Source organism: Streptomyces sp. HNM0574, from assembly GCF_012726235.1.
GTDB lineage: Bacteria > Actinomycetota > Actinomycetes > Streptomycetales > Streptomycetaceae > Streptomyces.
The window spans coordinates 480,763-503,549 of the sequence record NZ_JAASAH010000002.1 but is presented as its reverse complement, the minus strand read 5'-3'; the positions used below and the strand labels follow the sequence as shown (position 1 = coordinate 503,549).

General features: G+C 72.7%; 19 protein-coding genes. 6 read left to right on the top strand and 13 right to left on the bottom strand.

Annotated features, from left to right (window positions below; genetic code table 11):
* Positions 1–8: 8 nt before the first annotated feature.
* Both HCC30_RS05945 and HCC30_RS05940 read right to left on the bottom strand, forming a co-directional pair.
* Positions 9–1,349, bottom strand: coding sequence for a metallophosphoesterase (locus tag HCC30_RS05945; protein ID WP_169441075.1), 1,341 nt, complete (start codon positions 1,347–1,349; stop codon positions 9–11).
* A gap of 8 nt (positions 1,350–1,357) precedes the next feature.
* A complete protein-coding gene (locus HCC30_RS05940) occupies positions 1,358–1,690 on the bottom strand; it encodes a hypothetical protein (RefSeq protein WP_169441074.1) in 333 nt (110 codons plus the stop codon).
* Between the two features lie 92 nt (positions 1,691–1,782).
* Between HCC30_RS05940 and HCC30_RS05935 the strand changes: the two genes are divergently transcribed.
* Complete coding sequence (locus HCC30_RS05935; protein ID WP_169441073.1) at positions 1,783–3,165, top strand: D-alanyl-D-alanine carboxypeptidase; 1,383 nt, start codon at positions 1,783–1,785, stop codon at positions 3,163–3,165.
* Between the two features lie 3 nt (positions 3,166–3,168).
* Here HCC30_RS05935 and HCC30_RS05930 read toward each other — a convergent pair whose 3' ends face one another.
* The 10 genes from HCC30_RS05930 to HCC30_RS05885 form a co-directional block, all read right to left on the bottom strand.
* On the bottom strand, positions 3,169–4,182 hold the full coding sequence (locus tag HCC30_RS05930) for a YihY/virulence factor BrkB family protein (RefSeq protein ID WP_169441072.1): 1,014 nt from the start codon (positions 4,180–4,182) through the stop codon (positions 3,169–3,171).
* A 167-nt stretch (positions 4,183–4,349) separates the two neighbouring features.
* Positions 4,350–5,000 carry a 2'-5' RNA ligase family protein gene (locus HCC30_RS05925; RefSeq protein WP_169441071.1) on the bottom strand — a complete coding sequence of 217 codons (651 nt, stop codon included), beginning with the start codon at positions 4,998–5,000 and terminating at the stop codon, positions 4,350–4,352.
* A gap of 77 nt (positions 5,001–5,077) precedes the next feature.
* Positions 5,078–6,094: a tryptophan--tRNA ligase gene (gene trpS, locus HCC30_RS05920; protein WP_169441070.1), complete on the bottom strand. Its 1,017-nt coding sequence runs from the start codon at positions 6,092–6,094 to the stop codon at positions 5,078–5,080.
* A 194-nt stretch (positions 6,095–6,288) separates the two neighbouring features.
* On the bottom strand, positions 6,289–7,677 hold the full coding sequence (locus HCC30_RS05915) for an acyl-CoA thioesterase/bile acid-CoA:amino acid N-acyltransferase family protein (protein ID WP_346776506.1): 1,389 nt from the start codon (positions 7,675–7,677) through the stop codon (positions 6,289–6,291).
* Between the two features lie 114 nt (positions 7,678–7,791).
* A complete protein-coding gene (locus HCC30_RS05910) occupies positions 7,792–8,775 on the bottom strand; it encodes a trypsin-like peptidase domain-containing protein (RefSeq protein WP_169441069.1) in 984 nt (327 codons plus the stop codon).
* A 208-nt stretch (positions 8,776–8,983) separates the two neighbouring features.
* Positions 8,984–9,742 (bottom strand): succinate dehydrogenase iron-sulfur subunit, encoded by a 759-nt coding sequence (locus HCC30_RS05905; RefSeq protein WP_169441068.1) that lies wholly within the window; start codon positions 9,740–9,742, stop codon positions 8,984–8,986.
* The gene (gene sdhA, locus HCC30_RS05900; protein ID WP_169441067.1) at positions 9,742–11,505 is read right to left on the bottom strand and encodes a succinate dehydrogenase flavoprotein subunit; all 1,764 of its coding nucleotides are present in this window, start codon (positions 11,503–11,505) and stop codon (positions 9,742–9,744) included. Before sdhA ends, HCC30_RS05905 begins: the two co-directional genes overlap by 1 nt.
* Before the next feature lie 34 nt (positions 11,506–11,539).
* Positions 11,540–12,022 (bottom strand): succinate dehydrogenase hydrophobic membrane anchor subunit, encoded by a 483-nt coding sequence (locus HCC30_RS05895; RefSeq protein ID WP_169441066.1) that lies wholly within the window; start codon positions 12,020–12,022, stop codon positions 11,540–11,542.
* 6 nt (positions 12,023–12,028) lie between these two features.
* Positions 12,029–12,409, bottom strand: a complete 381-nt coding sequence (sdhC, locus tag HCC30_RS05890; RefSeq protein WP_169441064.1) for a succinate dehydrogenase, cytochrome b556 subunit — start codon at positions 12,407–12,409, stop codon at positions 12,029–12,031.
* Positions 12,410–12,562: 153 nt separating this feature from the next.
* Positions 12,563–13,096 carry a 2-oxo-4-hydroxy-4-carboxy-5-ureidoimidazoline decarboxylase gene (locus HCC30_RS05885; RefSeq protein ID WP_240979373.1) on the bottom strand — a complete coding sequence of 178 codons (534 nt, stop codon included), beginning with the start codon at positions 13,094–13,096 and terminating at the stop codon, positions 12,563–12,565.
* Positions 13,097–13,570: 474 nt separating this feature from the next.
* Here HCC30_RS05885 and HCC30_RS05880 point away from each other — a divergent pair, with 474 nt between their 5' ends.
* The 3 genes from HCC30_RS05880 to HCC30_RS05870 all read left to right on the top strand — a co-directional run bounded on the left by HCC30_RS05880 (position 13,571) and on the right by HCC30_RS05870 (position 17,809).
* On the top strand, positions 13,571–15,184 hold the full coding sequence (locus HCC30_RS05880) for a family 20 glycosylhydrolase (RefSeq protein ID WP_169441059.1): 1,614 nt from the start codon (positions 13,571–13,573) through the stop codon (positions 15,182–15,184).
* Positions 15,185–15,692: 508 nt separating this feature from the next.
* Positions 15,693–16,382: an RNA polymerase sigma factor gene (locus HCC30_RS05875; protein WP_169441057.1), complete on the top strand. Its 690-nt coding sequence runs from the start codon at positions 15,693–15,695 to the stop codon at positions 16,380–16,382.
* Entirely contained in the window at positions 16,382–17,809 is a 1,428-nt protein-coding gene (locus HCC30_RS05870) for a hypothetical protein (RefSeq protein ID WP_169441055.1), read from the top strand. Before HCC30_RS05875 ends, HCC30_RS05870 begins: the two co-directional genes overlap by 1 nt.
* Positions 17,810–18,130: 321 nt before the next feature.
* Here HCC30_RS05870 and HCC30_RS05865 read toward each other — a convergent pair whose 3' ends face one another.
* Entirely contained in the window at positions 18,131–19,012 is an 882-nt protein-coding gene (locus HCC30_RS05865) for a L,D-transpeptidase family protein (RefSeq protein WP_240979372.1), read from the bottom strand.
* A gap of 322 nt (positions 19,013–19,334) precedes the next feature.
* On the opposite strand from HCC30_RS05865, the gene HCC30_RS05860 reads away from it, so the two are divergent.
* On the top strand, positions 19,335–20,924 hold the full coding sequence (locus HCC30_RS05860) for a methylmalonyl-CoA mutase family protein (protein ID WP_169441051.1): 1,590 nt from the start codon (positions 19,335–19,337) through the stop codon (positions 20,922–20,924).
* 155 nt (positions 20,925–21,079) lie between these two features.
* Positions 21,080–22,531 (top strand): amidase, encoded by a 1,452-nt coding sequence (locus tag HCC30_RS05855; RefSeq protein ID WP_169441049.1) that lies wholly within the window; start codon positions 21,080–21,082, stop codon positions 22,529–22,531.
* Positions 22,532–22,787: the final 256 nt, after the last annotated feature.

Sequence of the window (22,787 nt, the reverse complement as noted above, 5' to 3'; positions counted from 1 at the left end):
CGCGCCGGTCAGGTCTGCCGGGAGGCGAGCCGGACGAGCGTCACGTCCGACTCCGCGCCCACGCGCACCGGCGGACCCCAGGCGCCCGCGCCGCGCGTCACGTACAACTGCGTGTCCCCGTACCGCTCCAGCCCCGCGACGGTGGGGTTGGCCAGGCCCGCGAGGTACTCGCCCGGCCACAACTGGCCGCCGTGGGTGTGCCCGGAGAGCTGGAGGTCCACGCCGTGGTCGACGGCCTCGTGGATCTGCACCGGCTGGTGCGCCAGCAGCACCGAGGCGCGCGAGGTGTCCCGGTCGCCGAGCGCCTTGCCGAAGTCGGGCCCCTCGCCCTGCTCCTCGCCCTGGACGTCGTTCACCCCGGCCAGGTCGAAGTACGGCATCTCCAGCCGCGCGTTCTCCAGCGGCCGCACCCCGAGCTCCCGGACGTGGTCGACCCACTCGCCCGCGTCGCCGAAGTACTCGTGGTTGCCGGTGACGAAGAACGAGCCGTGCCGCGAACGGAGTCCGCGCAGCGGCTCGGCCGCGGGCGCGAGATCCTCGACGGTGCCGTCGACGAGGTCGCCGACGATCGCGACCAGGTCCGGCTGCGCGCTGTTGATCGTGTCGACGATCCGCTGCGTGTGCGCCCGGCCCAGGATCGGCCCGAGGTGCACATCTGAGACGACCGCGATCCGGTACCCGTGCGCGGCCCGCGGCAGCTTCGTGAGCGGCACGGTGACGTGCTTCAGCGTCGGCCCGTTGAGCACCCCGTACGCGCCCGCGCCGACCGTGCCCGCACCGGCGACGCCCGCGCCGACCGCGAGCGTCCGCGCGAGGAACACCCGCCGCGAGGCGGCCGGCTTCGGCGCCTCGCCGCTCCCGGCCGGGGCCTCCTCGGCCTCGGCGGTCTCCTCGGCCGTGACCGTGGCCACCGCGCCGTCGTCACCGCCCGCCACGTCCCGCACGTGCCCGGCGGAACCCGCACCGGCACCCTCGCCTGCTCCGGCCTCGGTCTCCGCCTCCGCGTCCCCTCCGGCACCCGCCCGGCGCCGCTTCCGCACGTACAGCAGGGCCGCCCCGCGCAGCAGTTCACCCGCGACGAGGGCGAGCAGGAGGTACAGCATCAGCGCCAGCCACAGGTACCCGGGCCAGGCCAGGACCTGGGTGACGCCGAAGGGCACGCCCGCGCGCGAGAGCACGAAGTTGGCGACGGCGACGACGGGCAGCAGCACCGCCAGTACCGTCCCCGTACGCCGCCACGGCCCGCCGGGCACGGACACGTCCCGGACGAGCCGCTTCCACAAGTACCAGTGCACACAGCCGATCACGCCCAGCATCAGCAGGGCGACCAGGGCGAAGACCGCTCCCATGCGCGTCGTCACCCGGCCCGGGTGCCGGAGCCGGGATCACTCTCCGTGTCGTCGCCCCGGGCCCCGCGCAGCGCGCGCAGTCCGCGCAGTCCGATGACCCCGATCGCGGTGCCGAGCAGGAAGGAGGTGATGGCCAGCACCAGATGGACCCAGAAGTAGCCCGTCGGGTCCCCGGCGTCGTCGAAGGCGAGCCCGCTGCCGTCCTTGAACAGGTTCTTGACGAACGTGATCCAGACGAACCAGGACCACACGCCGAAGGCGAGCAGGAACCAGGAGACGGGACGGCTGAGCGTGAGCGGGGACGGCCGACGGCGCCCCTCGGCTGTGGAGGTCCGGTGCATGGTCCTCAGTATGGCTAGTTGGGGGATCGGGGTCGCCGGGAGGGGTTACCGTGCGGCCGGTTTGCGGCCCCCGCACTGTCCCGCTGGGGGCCATGGCGCTGTACGTTCGATTCGTGCCCACTTCTTCTCGTGCCTCTCGTGCTTCGCGCGCCTCCCGTCTCCTGCCTGTTCCCCGCCGTGGCGCCGGTGTTCGGACCGCGGCGGCGGCCGCCGGTGCCGCCGTGCTGCTGGTCCCCGTGCTGGGCGCCGCGCCCGCGATGGCGGCCGACCCGCCGGACGGGAAGGAGGAGAAGAAGAAGGCCGAGCCGCCCGCCCGCATGTCGACGGTCGGCGGCAGCCAACTCGGCCTGCCCGGCACGCAGGTGAGCCCGCGGAAGGGGGCGCCGGAGCTGCCGAAGAAGCTGAGCGCCCGCTCCTGGATCGTCTCGGACGCCGAGTCCGGCGAGGTCCTGGCCTCGCACAACGCGCACTGGAAGCTGGCCCCCGCCAGCACGCTCAAGATGCTCTTCGCGGACACCGTGCTGCCGAAGTTCCCGAAGTCGGCGGAGCGGAAGGTCACGCACGAGGACTTGAAGGACGTCGGCGAGGGCAGCAGCCTCGTCGGCGTGAAGGAGGGCCAGAGCTACAGCGTGCACGACCTGTGGCGGGGCGTGTTCCTCCGCTCCGGCAACGACGCCGTGCACGTCCTCGCCGCGATGAACGGCGGCGTCGAGAAGACCGTCGAGGAGATGAACGCACAGGCCGAGAAGCTGCACGCGGACGACACCCACGTCGTCAGCCCGGACGGCTACGACCAGCCGGGGCAGGTCTCCTCGGCGTACGACCTGACGCTGTTCGCGCGTTCCGGCATGCAGAAGAAGGACTTCCGGGAGTACGCGGCGACGGCCACGGCGAAGTTCCCCGGCGATTTCAAGAAGAAGAAGAAGGGCGCCGACGAGGGCGGGGAGAACGGCGACGACGGCAAGAACAGCCCGAAGGAACGCGAGTACTTCGAGATCCAGAACACCAACCGGCTGCTCACCGGCGACCTGGACCTCGACCCGTACCCGGGCATCGCCGGCGTGAAGAACGGCACGACCACCAACGCGGGAAGCACCTTCACCGGCGTCGCCGAACGCGACGGCCGCGTCCTGCTGGTGACCGTCATGCACCCCGAGAAGGACGCGTCCCTGGAGGTCTACAAGGAGACCGCGAAGCTCTTCGACTGGGGCTTCGAGGCGGCGGACAAGGTCCGCCCCGTCGGCCACCTCGTGGAGCCGGGCAGCGCCGGCGAGCACGCGCACTCGGCGGGCCAGGCCGGGGGAGCGGGCGAGCCCAAGGAGCAGAAGCCGAGGGACGCCGACGGCGGCGTCGGCATCGCCATCGGCGTCACGGGCGGCGCGCTGGTGCTGCTCGCGGTGGTCGGCTACGGCGTGCACCGCCGCTGGCCGCTCCCGGACCTGGCCCGCTCCCGCCGCCGCACCCCGCGCGACTGACCGTCAGCCCTTTCTCCCCGGCGGCCCGTCCGCCTCGGTCGCCCCCGGCGCGGGCTCCGCATCAGGAGCCCGCGCCGCCGCGTTCTCGTCCGACTCCGCCTCGGTCTCCGTCTCCGCCGATGCCGCCTCCTCCTCGGCGACGGCCTGTTCGGAGGCCGTGCGGCCGCCGCGCAGCGGCTCGGTGGCCGTCCAGGCGGAGCAGAACAGCAGCAGCTTGGCCATGAAGCTGATCCACAGCAGCAGCGCGATCGGCACGCCGAAGGCGCCGTACATGTTCTTCGCGGCGACGCCCTGGAGGTAGCCGCCCAGCAGCGCCTTCAGCAGCTCGAAGCCGACGGCGCCCATCAGCGCCGCCCACACCGTCGCGCGCCGGGGCGGGCTGACCCGGGGGAGCAGCGTCAACACGTAGCACAGCAGCACGAAGTCGACGGCGACGGCGGCCGCGTACCCGGCGAGCCGGAGCAGCACCGTGCCGACGCCGCCCTCGACGAGGCCCATCCGGCTCGCCGTCCAGTTCACCGCCGAGACCGCGAAGGTGGAACCGGCCATGGAGAGCAGCCCGATCGCGCCGAGCCCGACCAGCACGCCGAGGTCGCGGAGCTTCAGCACGACCGGGTTGCCCGGGTCCTCCTCCAGGTCCCACATGGCGCGCAGGCATTCGCGGAGCGTGCCCGCCCAGCCGACGCCCGTGACGAGCAGCAGCACACCGGCGACGACCCCGACGGTGCCCGCGTTGTCGACCAGCGACTGAAGGTCCAACTGGTCGGAGATCCCCGGGACTTGGTCGGCCATCCAGTCCTGCACCGTCTTCATCCGGGACGGGGTCAGGGTGGCGGCGCCGATCGCGGCGCCGACGGCGAGTATCGGGAACAGCGCGAGGAAGCTGGTGAAGGTCAGCGCGGCCGCGAGCCGGGTCCATTTGCGGGCGTCGAGGTGCAGGTAGACGTGCCACAGCCGGGTGCGGAAGAACCAGGCCGCGACGGGCCCGATCACCGGAAGTCTGGTGAGCCAGTCCATGGTCACCGCCTGCCCGGGGCAGCGTCGGCCGACGCCAGTGTGATCAGCATGGGGCGCAGCGTAAGACGGGTGGAGTACCCGGTGCACGCAGGCGGGTGACCCACGGCGCGCCGGTCACCGGGCCACGACGGGCTCAACCGGCCGTTCCCGTACGGCAGTTGGGGCCGTCAGGCGAGCGGGGCCACCGAGGGGGAGCTGCCGCCGCAGGCCGGCGAGCCCTGCGGGACCTGGCGCGGGACGGCCGACAGCGGTGGCGCCGCCTCCTCAGCCGCCGGCCCGGTAGGAGGGACGGCGGCGCCGCCGAAGGTGAAGTTCCGCCGCAGCCGCCAGACCTCGTCCTCGCCCTGCTCGTACAGCGCGAAGCCGGAGCACGTCCAGGCCGCCTCGAAACCGGCCAGCCCCGCCTGGGCCGCGTCCATCTCCGCCTCGGAGGTGTGGTGCGCGACCGTGACGTGCGGGTGGTACGGGAACTGGAGCTCGCGGACCAGCGGGCCGTCCTCCGCGCGCACCCGCTCCTGGAGCAGCGCGCACGCCTCGCCGCCCTCGGCGACGTTCACGAACACGACGGGCGACAGCGGCCGGAAGGTGTCCGTGCCGGAGAGCCGCACCGTGAACGGCCGGCCCTGCTCGGCGACCCGCGCCAGGTGCGCCTCGATGACGGGGCGCAGCGCCGGGTCCGACTCCGTCGGCGGGAGGAGCGTGATGTGGGTCGGGATCGCGTACGCCGCCGGGTCTCCGTAACCGGCACGCCGCTCCTGAAGGAGGCTGCCGTACGGTTCCGGGACCGCGATCGATACGCCCAGGGTGACGGACCCCACCTCGGTACTCCCTTCCGCGCTCCCGCGCTGCCTGCCCCGTCGCGTGCCGGGCCCGCCCTTCGGGCCCGGCCTTCTCGTCAGTGCTTCGCGGGCAGGAAACCCACCTTGTCGTACGCCTGCGCCAGGGTCTCCGCCGCGACGGACCGTGCCTTCTCCGCGCCCTTGGCCAGGAGCGAGTCCAGCGTCTCCGGGTCGTCGAGGTACTCCTGGGTGCGCTCCCGGAAGGGGCCCGCCCAGTCGGCGACGATCTCGGAGAGGTCGGTCTTCAGCGCACCGTAACCCTTGCCCTCGTACCGGGTCTCGAGTTCGGCGATCGAGGTGTCGGTGAGCGTGGAGTAGATCGTCAGCAGGTTGCTGATGCCGGGCTTCTCCTGCTCGTCGAAGCGGATCTCCGAACCGGTGTCCGTGACCGCGCTCTTGATCTTCTTCGCGGAGACCTTGGGCTCGTCGAGGAGGTTGATGATGCCCTTCGGCGTGGAGGCCGACTTGCTCATCTTGACCGACGGGTCCTGAAGGTCGTAGATCTTCGCCGTCTCCTTGAGGATGTACGGCTCGGGGACGGTGAACGCCTTGCCGTAGCGGCTGTTGAAGCGTTCCGCGAGGTTCCGCGTGAGCTCGATGTGCTGGCGCTGGTCCTCGCCCACCGGCACCTGGTCGGCCTGGTAGATGAGGATGTCGGAGACCATCAGCAGCGGGTAGGTGAACAGGCCGACGGAGGTGCGGTCCGAACCCTGCTTCGCCGACTTGTCCTTGAACTGCGTCATCCGGGACGCCTCGCCGAACCCGGCGATGCACTCCATGATCCAGCTGAGCTGGGTGTGTTCGGGGACGTGGCTCTGCAGGAAGATCGTGCAGCGCTCCGGGTCGAGCCCGGCGGCCAGCAGCTGGGCCGCGGCCTGACGGGTGTTGGCGCGCAGCTGCTCCGGCTCCTGCTGGATCGTGATCGCGTGCAGGTCGACGACCATGTAGAACGCGTCGTGGGTCTCCTGCATGGCAGACCACTGGCGCACGGCGCCGAGGTAGTTGCCGAGGTGGAACGAGCCGGAGGTCGGCTGGATACCGGAGAGCACACGAGGACGACGATCGTTGACCATGTCGTCATTGTCTCAGGTCCGCACCGCGCCCCGCGCCCGGTTTCGCAGTGACCTCGGGCACCGGATCACCCCTCCCGCACGGCTTCCCGGCCCTGCCCGGCGGCCCGCCGAAGCAATCCGGCCACGAACGGGAAATCCGGCGCGTACCGGCGTCATTCCATACGGTGACGCCGGTACGCGGTGCCGCCCGGTGGTCAGCGATCCAGCAGCTTCAGCACGCGCGGCCAGCTGTCCGCCCGTGCCCGCTGATCCGCTGCCGAGGTGGAGACGACGGCGCCGTCGGCCCCGCCCTCCTGCCCCGGCTGCCCGTACGGGAACCAGTTGACGTGGTGCCCGGCGCCCTCGTACGTCAGCTGCCGGTGCCGCTGGCCCGAGGCGCCGTGCTGGCCGGCGATGTCGCGGGCGGAGGCGGCCGAGCCCCACATCTTGTCGTTGTCCCCGGCGACGGCGAGGACGGTGCCGCGCACCTCGTCCAGCCGGATCGGCCCCTGCGGCACCGGCTTCCCGTGCTCGGCCCAGGCCCCGGGACCCGCCCCGTCGAGCGGGCCGTTGACCTTGGACGAGGGGGCGTACGCGATCACGTCGCGGACCAGTTCCGGGTGCCGCTGGCCCAGCAGCTGGGCGACCTCGCTGCCCCGCGAGTTGCCCATCACGGCGAGCTTGCGCGGGTCGGCGGAGGGCTCCTGGTTCAGCCGCTTCGCGGCGCGCGTGAAGTAGCCCAGGTCGATCATGTCGATGCCGTCCGGGCGGTCGGCGCCCTTGCCGTCCGAGGAGGTCCCGCCGCAGTCGAAGTAGCACAGGGACATCGCCGGGTGGCCGTGCGAGGCGAGCAGCGCGGCGGTGTACTCGCCGGAGTTGCCGCCCTCGGAGCCGCCGAAGACGAGCACCGGCGCCTTCTTCGGCGAGCCCTCCGGCGGGGTGTACAGCTCCCCGTCGATCTTGTCCTTGCCCAGCGTGAGCCGCTCGTGCCCGACACCGTCGGCCAGCCATTCCCGGGTGAGGCTACGGTCGGCCAGCTCCTCGCCGTCCTCCTTGCCGCCCTCGGCGGTCACCGTGAGCCGCACCGGGAAGGAGCGGTCGAGCGCGGGCGCCGGCGGGTGGTACGAGAAGGCGTCGCCGCTGCCGATCTTGCGGGCCGCGCGCGGGTCCTGCGGGAGCATCGACGAGACCAGGCCCATCCCGTCGGCCCGGGCGTACGGCTCGCCGCCGCGCGGCCCCTGCTCGCCGAGGTCGACGACGCCCTTCGCGTCCGCGGTGAACCGGCCGCTCGCGGACCAGGGCAGTCTCCGCTGGTCCTTCGCGCCGGCGGTGACCGTCACCTCCTGGTGCGGGCGCAGGCCCGTGACGCGGACGCCGGTCGGGCGGTCGGCGAGCGCCGTGCCGTGCTCGGCCTCGACCCGGACGCCCGCGCGGTCCCGGTCACCCGCGGGCGAGCCCGAGCCCGCCGGCGAACCGGAGGGGCCGGGCCCGGAACACGCGCCGGCCCCGGCCAGCACGGCGAGCGCGGCGGCCGCCGCCGCTGCCCGCCTGCGTACCGCTGGTGTGCTTCGTACCGTTCGTGCCTTGCGTGCCGTAGGTGCCACGCGCCGCACCCTACGCACCCGCGCACCGCGTACCCCAGCGCGCCGGACGAGACGACTCTCACCGGTGAGTCAGGCGCGGTGCGCGGGTAGGAGGGGCGGCCCCTCCGCGCCGGGTCAGGCGCTCTGGGCCTTCTCGTACAGGGCCTTGGCGTCGTCCCCGAAGTACGGGCCGAACATGGTGTCCGGCAGGAACACGTAGCCGAAGCTGTTCACCGAGGACTGGAGCCCCTTGCCGGTGGACTCGTCGAACTTCGTGAACCACGGCCCGCCGCTCGAACCGCCCGTCATGTCGCAGGACATGGCGTGGTCCTGGGTGAGCAGCACGTCCCGGAAGGTGGTGCCGCTGCAGTAGGTCAGCTTCTCCCCGTCGTACGGGTCGGCCGCGGGGAAGCCGAAGGCGTACATGTCCTGGCCGTAGCCGGAGTTGAACGCCAGGCCCTGGCCGCCGACGGCCTCGGTGAGCCGCTTGCCGTCCTGCGGCTGGACGACGGCCGCGCCCACGTCGTAGTTCATGTCCTCGCTCGCCTCCCACTGCGGGGTGGTGAGCGTCTTCGTGGCGGGCCACTTGCCGTGCGGGGCCTGGCCGTCGTGGTAACCGGGCACGAAGACCCAGTTCTTGTGCCAGCTGCCCTCCATCTTCACGCAGTGGCCCGCGGTGATGACGGTGCTGGCGTTGTCGCTGGTGACGGCGTTGCCCGAGCAGGACGCCTGCTTGCCCTGGTACTCGAAGAACACCCGGCCGGAGGTCTTCACGACCTCGCCGCCGCCCGTCCAGGAACCGCCGGTCTCGGGCAGCGCGTTGCCGATCCCCTTGCCCACCGAGGGCGGAACCGTCAGCTCCTCGCCGCCGGGCACGGCCTCGCGCACCTCGTCGACGGCCCGCTTGCCCACGTCGAGCAGGTCGAGCGGCTGGGCCGACCGCATCCGCTCCGCCGTCCAGAACTCCTTTGCCTGCGCGGGCCGTTGGACCGACGAGACGGGCGAGGGGGCGGGCTCGGCGGACGCCGGGCCCGCCGTGGCGAGGGCCGAGGCGAGCAGCGCGGTGGTGCCCGCGAGCGCGCCGAGCGCGGTGCGTATGCCGGATCTGGTACGTCTCACGCGAACTCCTGACGACGAGTGCCGCGCGGGCCCGCGCGGACAGCCGGACAGTGCGTGGTGCGGGGGCCCGTGGCGGGCCCGGTCACCCCATACCCCGGATGCGGCCGTCCCAACTCCCCCGGGCCGGGCGGCTGTTCGAGGGGGCGGACGCACCTCGCCCCCGCCGGAAGCATCCGGCGGGGGCGAGGCGGCGCTGGCTCGTCGGTCGTCAGAACCGGCGGGTGATCAGCGCCTTCTTGACCTCCTGGATGGCCTTCGTGACCTCGATACCGCGCGGGCAGGCGTCCGTGCAGTTGAAGGTCGTGCGGCAACGCCACACGCCGTCGCGGTCGTTGAGGATCTCCAGCCGCTGCTCACCGGCCTCGTCACGCGAGTCGAAGATGAAGCGGTGCGCGTTGACGATCGCCGCCGGGCCGAAGTACTGGCCGTCGTTCCAGAACACCGGGCACGAGGAGGTGCACGCGGCGCACAGGATGCACTTGGTGGTGTCGTCGAAGCGGGCGCGCTCCTCGTCGGACTGGTGACGCTCGCGCGTCGGCTCGTTGCCCGTGGTCACCAGGAACGGCATGACGTCCCGGTAGGCCTGGAAGAACGGGTCCATGTCGACCACGAGGTCCTTCAGCGGCGTGAGGCCCTTGATGGCCTCGACCGTGATCGGCTTCTCGGGGTTGATGTCCTTGATCAGCGTCTTGCACGCCAGCCGGTTCCGGCCGTTGATCCGCATCGCGTCCGAGCCGCAGATGCCGTGCGCGCAGGAGCGCCGGAAGGTCAGCGTCCCGTCCTTCTCCCACTTCAGCTGGTGCAGCGCGTCCAGGACCCGGTCCTTGGGGTCGATGTCCAGCGTGAAGTCGTCCCACCACGGCTCCTCCGCGATCTCCGGGTTGAACCGGCGGATCCGGAAGGTGACGGTGATCAGGTGCGAGGCGGGCGCTTCCGCTTCGCCCTTCTCCATGACAGCGGTGCTCATCAGTACTTACGCTCCATCGGCTGGTAGCGGGTCTGGACGACCGGCTTGTAGTCCAGCCGGATCGACTCCTTGCCGCTGTCGTCCGTCTCCCGGTACGCCATGGTGTGGCGCATGAAGTTGACGTCGTCGCGGTTGGGGTAGTCCTCGCGGTAGTGACCGCCGCGGGACTCCTTGCGGGCCAGCGCGGAGACCGCCATGACCTCGGCCAGGTCGAGCAGGTTGCCCAGCTCGATGGCCTCCAGCAGATCGGTGTTGAAGCGCTTGCCCTTGTCCTGGACGCTGATGTTCCGGTACCGCTTGCGCAGCTGGCCGATCTCCTCGACGGCCTCCTTCAGCGTCTGCTCCGTACGGAAGACCATGACGTTCTTGTCCATGGTCTCCTGGAGCGCCGTGCGGATCTCCACCACGCGCTCGCTGCCGGTGGCGTCCCGCAGGTTCTCGACCTCGTTCTCGACGAACTCGGCCGGGTTCTCCGGCAGTTCGACGAAGTCGGCGGTGGCCGAGTACTCGGCGGCGGCGATGCCGGCGCGGCGGCCGAAGACGTTGATGTCGAGCAGCGAGTTGGTGCCCAGACGGTTCGCGCCGTGCACGGAGACGCAGGCGACCTCGCCCGCCGCGTACAGGCCCGGGACCGGGGTGTCGTTGTCGCTGAGGACCTCGCCGAGCACGTTCGTCGGCATGCCGCCCATCGCGTAGTGCGCGGTCGGCTGGATCGGCACCGGGTCGGTGTACGGCTCGATGCCGAGGTACGTCCGCGCGAACTCGGTGATGTCCGGCAGCTTCGCGTCGAGCTGCTCCGGCGGCAGGTGCGTGAGGTCCAGGTAGACGTGGTCCTTGTTCGGACCGCAGCCGCGGCCCTCGCGGATCTCCGTGTAGATGGAGCGCGAGACGACGTCACGCGAGGCGAGGTCCTTCATGACGGGCGCGTACTTCTCCATGAAGCGCTCGCCGTCCTTGTTGCGGAGGATGCCGCCCTCACCGCGCGCACCCTCGGTGAGGAGGATGCCCATCTTGTAGATGCCGGTCGGGTGGAACTGGAAGAACTCCATGTCTTCCAGCGGCAGTCCGCGCCGGAAGGCGGCCGCCTGGCCGTCGCCGGTGAGGGTGTGCGCGTTGGACGTGACCTTGAAGAACTTGCCGTTGCCGCCGGAGGCGAACACGACGGCCTTGGCCTGGAAGATGTGGATCTCGCCGGTGGCCAGCTCGTAGGCCACGACGCCCGCGGTCTTCTTGCCACCCCCGTTGGCGGAGTCCTCGTTGAGCAGCAGGTCCAGGACGTAGAACTCGTTGTAGAACTCCACGCCCTCCTTCACGCAGTTCTGGTACAGCGTCTGAAGGATCATGTGGCCGGTGCGGTCGGCCGCGTAGCAGGACCGGCGCACGGGGGCCTCGCCGTGGTTACGGCTGTGCCCGCCGAAGCGGCGCTGGTCGATGGTGCCGTTCGGGGTCCGGTTGAACGGCAGGCCCATCTTCTCGAGGTCGAGGACCGAGTCGATGGCCTCCTTCGCCAGGATCTCGGCGGCGTCCTGGTCGACCAGGTAGTCGCCGCCCTTGACCGTGTCGAAGGTGTGCCACTCCCAGTTGTCCTCCTCGACGTTCGCGAGGGCGGCGGCCATGCCGCCCTGCGCGGCGCCGGTGTGGGAGCGGGTGGGGTAGAGCTTCGTCAGCACGGCCGTACGGCTGCGCTTGGTCGACTCGATGGCCGCGCGCATGCCCGCGCCGCCGGCGCCGACGATGACGGTGTCGTACTTGTGGATCTTCATGGGGTTTACCTCAGCTTCGTCCCCGGCGGGCCGGTCAGCGAATGTTCGGGTCGAAGGTGAAGATCACCAGCGTGCCCAGCAGGACGGTGAACACCGTGGCCGTGTACAGCAGCATCTTCAGCCAGAACCGGGTGTTGTCCCGCTGCGCGTAGTCGTTGATGACCGTGCGCAGGCCGTTGGCGCCGTGCAGCATCGCGAGCCACAGCATGATCAGGTCCCACGCCTGCCAGAAGGGCGAGGCCCAGCGGCCGGCGACGAAGGCGAAGCCGATCTTGCTCACGCCGCCGTCCAGCACCAGCTGGATCAGCAGGTGACCCAGGACGAGGACGACGAGCACGATGCCGGACAGCCGCATGAACAGCCAGCCGTACATCTCGAAGTTGGTCCGGGTGGCCTTCGGCGTCTTCGCGGTACGGGCCCGGGGCGGCTCGATCAGGGGAGCCGGATTGTCCACGTCGTACAGGCGCACGCCCTCGGTGCCTTCGGCGTTACCCGCGTTTGCAGTCTCCGTCGACATCTCTCATCAGCTCCCGAACAGCGAGCGCAGGGTGTGCTGCAGGATGGGGTAGAAGGCGCCGACCATCAGGACGGCCCAGATGCCCATCACGGTCCACAGCATCTGCTTCTGGTACTTGGCGCCCTTGGACCAGAAGTCCACGGCGATGACCCGCAGGCCGTTGAGCGCATGGAAGAGGATGGCGGCCACGAGGCCGTACTCCATGAGATTGACGAGCGGTGTCTTGTAGATCGCGACAGTGTCGTCGTACGCCTCGGGCGAGACGCGGACGAGTGCGGTGTCCAGGACGTGCACGAACAGGAAGAAGAAGATGAGGACACCGGTGACTCGATGAGCCACCCATGACCACATGCCTTCCCGGCCGCGATACAGCGTTCCAGCCGGCACGGTTTAACCCTCCGGGAGCGGATATCGGAGCCAGCCGCCCCCTGTCTCGGAAAGTCCAGCGGTGTCGGTCGGGCCCGGCCGGGTACGGTCCACCGGCCGCGGCCATCGTAGCGACGCCGTGTCGGGACGCGGGTGCCGGGTCGGGCGGTGTGATCAATCAGGCACGGACGGCCCAGTGATTCCGGGGGTTTCGGCCGTCCTCGGCTCGGCACCGCGGGAGACGAGACGGGCGAGTCTGCCGCGGGCGATCCGGCGCATCTCGTCCGCGGTGACGGCCCGTTCCTCGTCCACCTCGTGTCCGAGCCTGGCCCGGATGCCCGCGAGGGTCTGGTCCAGCAGCTCGCCGGGACGGTAGCCGTCGAGGCAGATCACGAAGGCGTGCCCGAAGCGGCTCTCGTACGCGGCGCTCGCGGCCCGCAGGGCGGTGTGCGCGGCGAGCACGCCCGGCTGGTCCACCTGCGGGTGCCGGGTCAGGGGCTGGTGGGCCGACTCGGCGGCGAGCGCCTCGGCGAGCTCGTCCTGCGTCAGGTCGTAGCTGGCCTCGTCGGCGGCGGCCAGCAGCGACTCGGCGTCCGGATACGGCCGGTGCTCGGCGATCCGCTCGGCCCAGCGGTGGCTGCCGCAGCAGCGGCGCAGCAGCGCCTCGGCCTCGATCGCGGGGAGCGTGTTCAGCCGGGGGAGCGGCATGCCGCCGCTGGTGCGCGGCTCGCCCGTGCGCGCCGGGTGGGCGGCGGCCGGGGAGTGCGCGGGGCGCGTCGCGGGGTGCGGGCGGCGCGGGGTGCTCGGGTGCTGCGGGCGCATGGACTCCTCGGATCCGTCGTCGGTGCGGGCGGGTTGGGCGCTGCTTCGGGGTGGTGCGGGTGGTTCGGGGGCGTCCGGCCGGTGAGCGGGCCGCGGGCCGGGGGGAGTTGGCTGTTCTCGCCGGGCTCCCGGATCTCCCGGATCGGGCCGCCCCGCCGCACGTCGTCTGGCAGTGTGCGGGGTGGGATCCGCGGCGCGCCGGATGTGACGTCCGATACGGCGGTGCCGGGCGGGATTCGGTCACCGTAACGAGGCGGCCGCCGAACCGTCCGACGGATGCGCGAATTTCACCCGCAAGGGAACGAGATCCGTGCTCATGTCTGGCGAACTTGGTCAGGAAAGGGGCAATACCGTATCCGTATGGGACGTAAGTGGCCAAAATCGTGGGTCGTCGCGGCGGCCGTCATCGCAGCGGGCGCCGTGGTGGTCCTGGCGCTGAATCTCCTTCCGTCCGGCTCGGGCGGTGACGCGGGCGAGACCGGAAGCACCGGCGACGCCGCCTCCGACGACCGCACCGCCGAGGCGAGTCCGGCGGGCCCCGCGCGGGTCGGCCCGGCCCCGACGTCGATCCCCGCCGTACGTGACTGGAAGGCCACCCGCGGCCCCGGCTGGAAGCCGGGGAAGACCACGCGCGTCGTCGCCGACCCGGAGGGCCCGCTCGCCGACGAGGCGAAGCTGCTCGCCGGTGAGCTGAAGGCGGACGCGGGCAAGGGCCCGGCCCGCGCCGGTGACGTCGAACTCGCCCTGGACAAGGGCGCGAAGACCGGCCGCGAGGGGTACGTCCTGGAGACCAAGGACGGCAAGGTGCGGATCACCGGTTCCACCGACGCCGGGGTCTTCTACGGAACCCGCACCCTGCTCCAGACCGTCCGGGACAAGGGCCGCTTCGCCGACGGCACCGTCCGGGACGCCCCGGACCGGGCACAGCGCGGCTTCCTGCTGGACATCGCGCGCAAGCACTACCCGGCCGAGTGGATCGAGGACCGCATCCGGGAGATGGGCGACCTGAAGTTGAACCAGCTCCAGCTGCACCTCTCCGACGACCAGGCGTTCCGCGTCGAGAGCAGCTCGCACCCGGAGATCGTGTCCGACCCGCACCTGACCAAGAAGGAGCTCGGCCGGATCGTGAAGCTGGCCGCCTCCCGGCACATCACCGTCATCCCGGAGATCGACTCCCCGGGGCACCTCGGTGCCGTGATCGACGAACACCCCGACCTCCAGCTGAAGGACGCCTCGGGGCAGCCGACGCCCGGCGCGATCGACATCGGCAAGCCGGAGTCGGCCCGCATCGTCGACGACCTCCTCCGCGAGTACGCCGGGCTCTTCCCCGGAAAGTACTGGCACCTGGGCGGCGACGAGTACCAGGCACTGATGAAGCAGGACCCCGAGGCGTCCTACCCGGGTCTCGCCGAGCTCGCCCGTGAGAAGTACGGCAGCGACGCCCGGGTCCAGGACCTGGCGACGGCCTGGCTGAACGACCGCGCGAAGACCGTCCGCAAGGAGGGCAAGACGCCCGAGGTCTGGAACGACGGGCTGCACAAGGACGGCACCGTACGCGCCAACCGCGACCGGCAGGTCGGCTACTGGACGGGTACCGAGTACGGGATGCGGGAGCCCACCGAGTACCTGAAGGAGGGCTGGAAGGTGGTCAACCTCAACGACGAGTACCTGTACTACGTGCTCGGCGAGCCCAACCAGTTCGAGTACCCGACCGGCGAGCGGATCTACAAGGAGTGGACCCCGGCCGTGGTGCGCGGCACCAAGCCGGTGCCGGAGTCCCTCTCCGGCAGCGACCGCATCCTCGGCGGCCGCTTCGCCGTCTGGGGCGACATCGCGGACGCGCAGACCACGCAGCAGGTGGCACGCGGCATCCGGCTGCCGCTCGCGGCGACGGCGCAGAAGCTGTGGGACCCGGAGAAGCCGAAGCGCAGCTGGAGCGAATTCCGCGCCCTCGCGGACCGGGTGGAGAAGTGACCCCGTAGCGCCGGAAGCGGCCCCGCGCCCGTGCCCGCACCCGCGGCACGGGCGCGGGTGTGTGCGGGGAAAGGGCGGCCGGAGATGCGAAGACGGCCGGAGTCGCCACCCCCCACAGGAGAGACTCCGGCCGCCGTCGAGTACGGGCGCACCACGCCAGCGGCAGCCCGTACCCTTCTCAGCGCCCGGGCCCCGTAAATTGTTACGCGGTCAACCGGCCGGTCAGTCGGCATGGACGTGGGAGCGCACTTGGCCTTAGCGTGCTTCCTCGCATCGCTGCTGGTGGCACCCGCAACGTCGCGGCAGTGGTACGACCGGCGCCGGGCACGACCGGCGCGAGCGCCGGGGCAGGAGCACGGCACGACAGCACAGGCAGTACGGCAGCACAGGCGGTACGGCAGCGGCGCACCGGCGACGGCGGGCCGCCCCGGCCCGCGAGTACGGCCGCAGGAACGGACCAGGACGCGGCCGGATCGTCGCGACGTCGCGGAGTGAGGCGAGACACAGCGTGCAGGGGGACGACGCGGAGCTGAGCGCTGCGGTGGACGCCGCGCAGCGCGGGGACGAGGCGGCCTTCCGTCTCGTCTACCGCTCCGTGCACCCGCGGCTGCTGGGCTACGTGCGGACGCTGGTCGCGGAGGCCGACGCCGAGGACGTCACCTCGGAGGCGTGGCTCCAGATAGCCCGCGATCTCTCGCGCTTCAAGGGGGACGCCGACCGCTTCCGCGGCTGGGCGGCACGAATCGCCCGTAACCGGGCACTTGACCATATACGTCAGCGGGGGCGGCGTCCCGTAGTCGGCGGGGACGAGAGCGAACTCACGGGGCTCCCGGGCGGCTCCGACACCGCGGACGAGGCACTGGAATCGCTCGGCACCGGGCGCACGATGCGGCTGATCTCGCGGCTGCCCCGGGACCAGGCCGAGGCGGTCGTGCTCCGCGCGGTCCTCGGCCTCGACGCCAAGAGCGCCGCCGAGGTGCTCGGCAAGCGGGCCGGAGCCGTACGGACGGCGGCCCACAGGGGGCTGCGGAAACTCGCCGAACTGCTCGACGAGACGGATGAGTCGGACGGGGTGGAGCCGGCCGTCACCGTCGACGGCGGCACTCCCGGCAACGCGGCCGAGGGGCAGGGAGCGGCACCGCGCGGCACGGGGCGCACTGTGACGCAGAAGGCCGCGCGAACGCTGAGGGAAACGTGATGGCGGACGACCGGTACAAGTGGCTGGACGACGACGCCGCGGAGCGCCTGCTGCGCGGTGTGCCGGTCGACGCGCGCGGTGACGCGCCGCGGATCAATGCGCGTAGCCCCGGGGCCTCGGCGTACCCCGGGTACGTGACCCCGGACGGGGGCGGAGCGGGCGCCGTCGTGGAGGCGGGTGCCTCCGCCGAGGACCGACTGGCCGCCGCGCTGGGGGAGTTGACCCCCCGGCTCGACGTGGCGGAGAGCGCCGGTGCCCCGGGCGCCTCGGGTGCCGAACTGCCCGGTGAGGACGCCGCGGTGGCCGCGTACCGGGCCGCGCACGTGGTGCCGGACGTGCCCGCCGCTGCGGTCGGCGGGCTGCGGGCCCGCGTGCACCGGCGCGGTGAGGCGCGCCGGCGGCCCTCGCTGGCCGGGCGTCCGCTGAAGGCCGGGTTCGCGATGGCCGTCGCCGGGTGTGCGCTCGGCGGGGTGGCGATGGCGGGCAGCGCCGGTGTGCTGCCCGCGCCGTTCGGCGGCAAGGGGAGACCTGCGAGCGTGTCCCCGCTGGCCAGCCCCGGCGCGACGGAGGAGGAGTCGGTGCTGGGCGACGCGAGTCTGCTGCCGGAGGACCCGGACGCCACGGACTCCCGCGACGGCTCCGACGGCGCCACCGGGCGCGGCAGAGGCGAGAGTTCGGGCACCGGCGATCCGGACCGTCGCGGGGGCGGCTCCGGTCGGGACGGGCAGGAATCCACCGGGCCCAGCGAGGACATCGCGGGCGGCGACCTGGGGCGCAGACCCGGCTCGCCCGGGTCGTCCACCGGCTCGGGCGAGAGTGACGACGGGCGGATACCCGGCGGCGACCGGACCGCGCTGGCGAAGGCCCTGTGCACGGCGTACGAGGAGGAGAAGCTCTCCGCCGAGCAGCGCAGGAAGCTCGAACAGGCCGCCGGCGGGCGGAAGTCGGTGAAGCGCTACTGCGCGGCGGTCGACAGCGGGAACGTTTCGACGGGGGGCACGACGGGCGGCTCGTCCTCGGGCGGCTCGTCCGGCGGGGGTTCGGGCAGCGGGGGCGGGCACGTCCCCGCACCCGGTGACAGCGGGGGCACGGGGGAGGCGCCCAGCACGGGCGGCGGGGGGTTCACCGACGGCGGCTCGGGCGGCGACACCGCCTCGGGCGGCTCGGGTTCGGGCTCCGGCGGTTCCGGAACCACCGGTTCCGGCTCGGGCGACTCCGGGACGAGCGACGGCGGCCACACCACGGACGGCGGCCGGGCACCGGACGACGGCGACGGGCAGCACCGCGACGGCGCAACGAGCGGCTCCGGAACGAGCGGTTCTGGAGCGGACAGCTCCGGAACGGACGGCGGGACCGAAGCGGGGCAGGGCGGAACCGGTGGCGGCACCGGTGGCGCCGACGAGAGCGGCGCCCGGGACGGCGCGTAGGACTCCGCGCGGGCCGGCGCGCGGGACGTCACCACAGGCCAACCCACGCACCGGCGGCGGCAGTTCGCCGCGTGCCCCGGCCACTCGTGACCCAGGTCAGCGCGCCACTGTGACCCAGCGCACGACAGCTTTCCGGGGTCGGGTGTGACACTTTGCGGGCTTCCGGCGCTGAGTGAAGTGAGCCGACTGGTCATCGGCTGCGCGACTTATCCCGGGGTTCCCCCCGTACCTCTGGGGTCGCGCGTTCGGCGCGGGCGGGGCACGTTCCCCCGGCCCCGCCCGCGCCCTTTCTTCCTCTCCTCCCGCCCCGGCGGCGGGAGGTCACTTGTAGACGATGACCTTGTCGCCCTTCTTCACCTGGGCGAAGACCGCCGCGAGCGCCTTCTTGTCCCGTACGTTCACGCAGCCGTGCGAGGCGCCGCTGTAGCCGGTGGCCTTGAAGTCGGCCGAGTAGTGCACCGCTTGGCCGCGGCTGAAGAACATCGCGTAGGGCATCGGGGTGTCGTAGAGCGTCGAGTGGTGGTGACGGCTCTTGAAGTCGACCTTGAACCGGCCCTCGCGGGTGGGCGTGTACGCGGAGCCGAAGCGGACGTCCATCGCCTCGCGGACCTTCCCGTCGACCATCCACGCCAGCGTCCTGCTGGTCTTGCTGATGCACAGGGCGCGGCCGGTGCGGCAGCGCGGGTCGGGGTCGTCGAGCGGGCGGAGCGTCGGCGGGTACAGCTCGGCGCGCGTGGGCTCGTGGGTACGGGCCTCCAGCGCGGTGCGCAGCCGGGCCGTGACGGTGCCGGTGCGCTTCTCGCCCCGCTTCTCCTGGAACAGCCGCACGGAGGCGGCGGTGACCTTGCCGTAGTAGCCGGTCGGGTTGAGCGCGAACAGCTTCAACTGCTGGAGCCGCGCCTGGAGTTCGCGTACGTCCCGGCCCTCGGCGCCCGGCTTCAGCACGACCCGGTCGGCGGGCGGCGCGGTACGGGACGGGCGCGGCGTCACCGGCCGTTTCGAGCCGACGGGGGACTGCGCCACCGGCGCCTCCGGCAGCCGGGACCGCACCGGCTCCTCGGGTCCGGGCCCGGGCTCGGTGGCGGCGGGTGCCTCCGGCAGCTTCGACACCCGGACGAGGGCGCCGTCGCCGGTCTCCGCCTTGCACCCCGCGAGCGCTCCCGCGCCCACCGTCAGCGCGGCGGCGAGGGCGAGCACGCGCAGCCGCCCGCCCCGGCGTCCCGGCGGTCCGGCCGCCGAACTGCCCCTGTACGTCGATGTGTTGGCGCCTTCCGGGGCGCTCCGTCTGCCCCGTGCGCTCTCGTGTCCCGGCGCGCGCCCGCGCGTGCCGCCCAGCCCCTCAGCCATCCCACACCCCCGGAACAGTCCCGGACTTCCCCACCCGATGCCGCCGGACTTCCCCACCCACTCTGCCCAGCGTGGCCCGCACCCGAACCTTCCCGGGCACGGGCATCCTGAGAGGCGGAAACCATGCGGCAGCGGCCGAAAACGGACGGCCGGCCGCGAGCGGCGGGAGGCGTGAGTGATGGCGGACGACGTCCGGCGCAGCGAGAGCGGATGGTCCATCCACCCCGTGTACGGGCCCGAGGACCTCCAGGAGTGGGACCCGGCACGGCAGTTGGGCGCACCGGGGGAGTACCCGTACACCCGCGGCATCCACCCCGGGATGTACACCCACAGGCCGTGGACGATGCGGCAGTACGCGGGCTTCGGCACGGCGGCCGAGTCGAACGCCCGCTACCGGCAGCTGATCGCGCACGGCACCACCGGCCTGTCCGTCGCCTTCGACCTGCCCACGCAGATGGGCCACGACTCGGACGCGCCGCTCGCGAGCGGCGAGGTCGGCAAGGTCGGCGTGGCCGTCGACTCGCTCGACGACATGCGCGTCCTCTTCGACGGCATCCCGCTGGAGTCGGTCTCCACCTCGATGACGATCAATGCGCCCGCCGCGCCGCTGCTGCTCCTGTACCAGCTCGTGGCCGAGGAGCAGGGCGCCGACACCGCGCGGCTGAGCGGCACCGTCCAGAACGACGTACTCAAGGAGTACATCGCGCGGGGGACGTACATCTTCCCGCCGCGGCCCTCGCTGCGGCTGGTCGCGGACATCTTCCGGTACTGCCGCGCCGAGCTGCCGAGATGGAACACCATCTCCATCTCCGGCTACCACATGGCGGAGGCCGGGGCCACGCCCGCGCAGGAGATCGCCTTCACGCTCAGCGACGGCATCGCGTACGTCCGCACCGCGCTGGAGGCGGGGATGGACGTCGACGAGTTCGCGCCACGGCTGTCGTTCTTCTTCGTCGCGCGGACGACGCTGCTGGAGGAGGTCGCCAAGTTCCGTGCCGCGCGGCGCATGTGGGCCCGGCTGATGCGCGAGGAGTTCGGCGCGCGCGACCCGCGCTCATGGAAGCTCCGCTTCCACACCCAGACCGCCGGGGTGCAGCTGACCGCCCAGCAGCCCGAGGTCAACATCGCGCGCGTCACCACCCAGGCGCTGGCCGCCGTCCTCGGCGGCACCCAGTCGCTGCACACCAACTCCTACGACGAGGCCCTCGCCCTGCCCACCGAGACCGCGGCCCGGATCGCCCTGCGCACCCAGCAGGTACTGGCCCACGAGAGCGACGTGGCCGCCACCGCCGACCCGTTCGCCGGTTCGTACGCCGTCGAGTCGATGACGGACGAAGTGGAGGCCGCGGCGCGGGAGTTGATGGACCGGGTGGAGCGGCGCGGCGGTGCCGTCGCGGCGATCGAGGCGGGCTACCAGAAGGAGGAGATCGAGCGCAGCGCGTACGCCGTCGCTCGGGAGCAGGACAGCGGGGAACGGGTCGTCGTCGGCGTCAACCGGTACCGGCTGGAGCGCGAGGAGCCGCAGCAGATGCTGCGCGTCGACCCCGCCCTGGAGCGGCAGCAGACCGAGCGCCTGGCCCGGCTGCGCGCCACCCGGGACGGCGCCGCCGTCGAGCGCGGGCTGGCCGGACTGCGCGCCGCCGCGACGGAGTCGGCGAACGTGCTGTACCCGATGAAGGAGGCGCTGCGCGCCCGCGCCACCCTCGGCGAGGTCTGCTCCACGCTGCGCGGCGTATGGGGCAGCTACGAACCGGCCGAACGGTTCTGAGCCGGCGGTCCGCTCCCCGGGGCGTTGCCGTCGGGGCCGAAGTGGCGCAGGATGCAGGGGTATTACCGGCGGGTACAGCAAGTGCTGACGTGCGCCCCGAGCTCGCGCGGGGGCGCGGGCGAGGGGCGGAGCGCCGTCCCGGCGAGGAGTGTTGGGTGACCCACGAGACTTCCGGACCCACGGACGACGCGGCACCCGGGGCCGGCGCGGAGCACGGCGCGCCCGAGGGGCTCGCGGCGCAGGCCCGCGCGCTGGCCGCCGGTGAGGTCACCTCGCGGGCGCTGACCGAACGCGCCCTCGGCCGGATCGCCCGCACCCAGCCCACGCTCAACGCCTTCCGCCGCGTCCGCGCCGAGGCCGCGCTCGCCGAAGCGGACGCCGCGGACGCCGAGTTGGCCCGCGGCGAGCGAAGGCCGCTGCTCGGCGTCCCCCTCGCCGTGAAGGACGACACCGACGTGACGGGCGAGCCGACCGCCTTCGGCTGCCCCGGCACCTTCCCGCCGAAGACCGCCGACAGCGAGGCCGTACGGCGGCTGCGCGCGGCCGGTGCCGTCGTCGTCGGCAAGACCAACAGCCCCGAGCTGGGCCAGTGGCCGTTCACCGAGGGGCCCGCCTTCGGTGACACCCGCAACGCCTGGAACCCGGAGCACACCCCCGGCGGCTCCTCCGGCGGCTCCGCGACGGCGGTCGCGGCCGGGCTCGTCCCCGCCGCGCTCGGCTCGGACGGCGCGGGCTCGGTGCGCATCCCGGCCGCCTGGAGCCACCTCGTCGGCGTCAAGCCGCAGCGCGGGCGGATCTCGACCTGGCCGGAGCCGGAGGCGTTCAACGGCATCACCGTCTTCGGCCCGCTCGCCCGCACCGTCGAGGACGCGGCGCTGCTCCTCGACGCCGCGTCCGGCAACGCCGACGGCGACCTGCACCGGCCGCCGCGGATCGACGCGCTGGCCGCCGTCCGACGCGACCCCGGGCGGCTCCGGATCGCCTTCTCGACCCGGATGCCCTTCACGGCCACCCCGAAGCGGCTCGACCCGGGCGTACGCGCCGCCGTCGCCGCCCTCGCCGAACGGCTCGCCGCCCTCGGCCACGAGGTGGAGGAGGCGGACCCCGAGTACGGGCCGATCGGACTCACCTTCGTCCCCCGTGCGACCGGAGGCGTACGCGCCTGGGCGGACCGCGTCCCCGAGCCGGCCCTCCTCGACCCGCGTACGCGCGGCGCGGCACGTACGGGGCGGCTGCTCGGCGGGCCGGTGCTGCGGGCCGCGCGGGCCGCCGAGGCGCCGTTGCGGCGCCGGGTCGGCCGCGTCTTCCGGCGCTACGACGTCGTCCTCGCGCCGACCACGGCCACGCCGCCGCCCCGCATCGGCGACCTGGCGCGGCTGGGGGCCTGGCAGACGGACCGGACGATGATCGCCCACTGCCCGTACGCCTGGCCCTGGAACGTCCTCGGCTGGCCCGCGGTGAACGTCCCCGCCGGCTTCACCCCCACCGGCCTCCCCCTCGGCGCCCAACTCCTCGGCCCCTACGCCTCCGAGCCCCTCCTCCTCTCCCTCACCGCCCAACTCCAGTCCGACCGATCCTGGCCCGAACGCTGGCCTGCGGCGCTGTAGGGGCGCGGGGAACGGCGCCCTCTTGGGGGCGCGGGGAACTGCGCGAACGGCCACGACGTACGGGGTGGTCCGGTGACGGCATGGAGCACCCCGCGCGTGGGTGACCGCGCTGCGCTTGCCAGCCCTGCGCCTAAGGCGCAGTTCTCCCAAGCGGGGTGAGCCCGCGATCAGGGGCGCGGGGAACTGCGCGAAGACCCGAGCCACGACGGCGCCGCGCCCGAACAAGGCGGGGCGGGCTCGCGATCAGGGGCGCGGG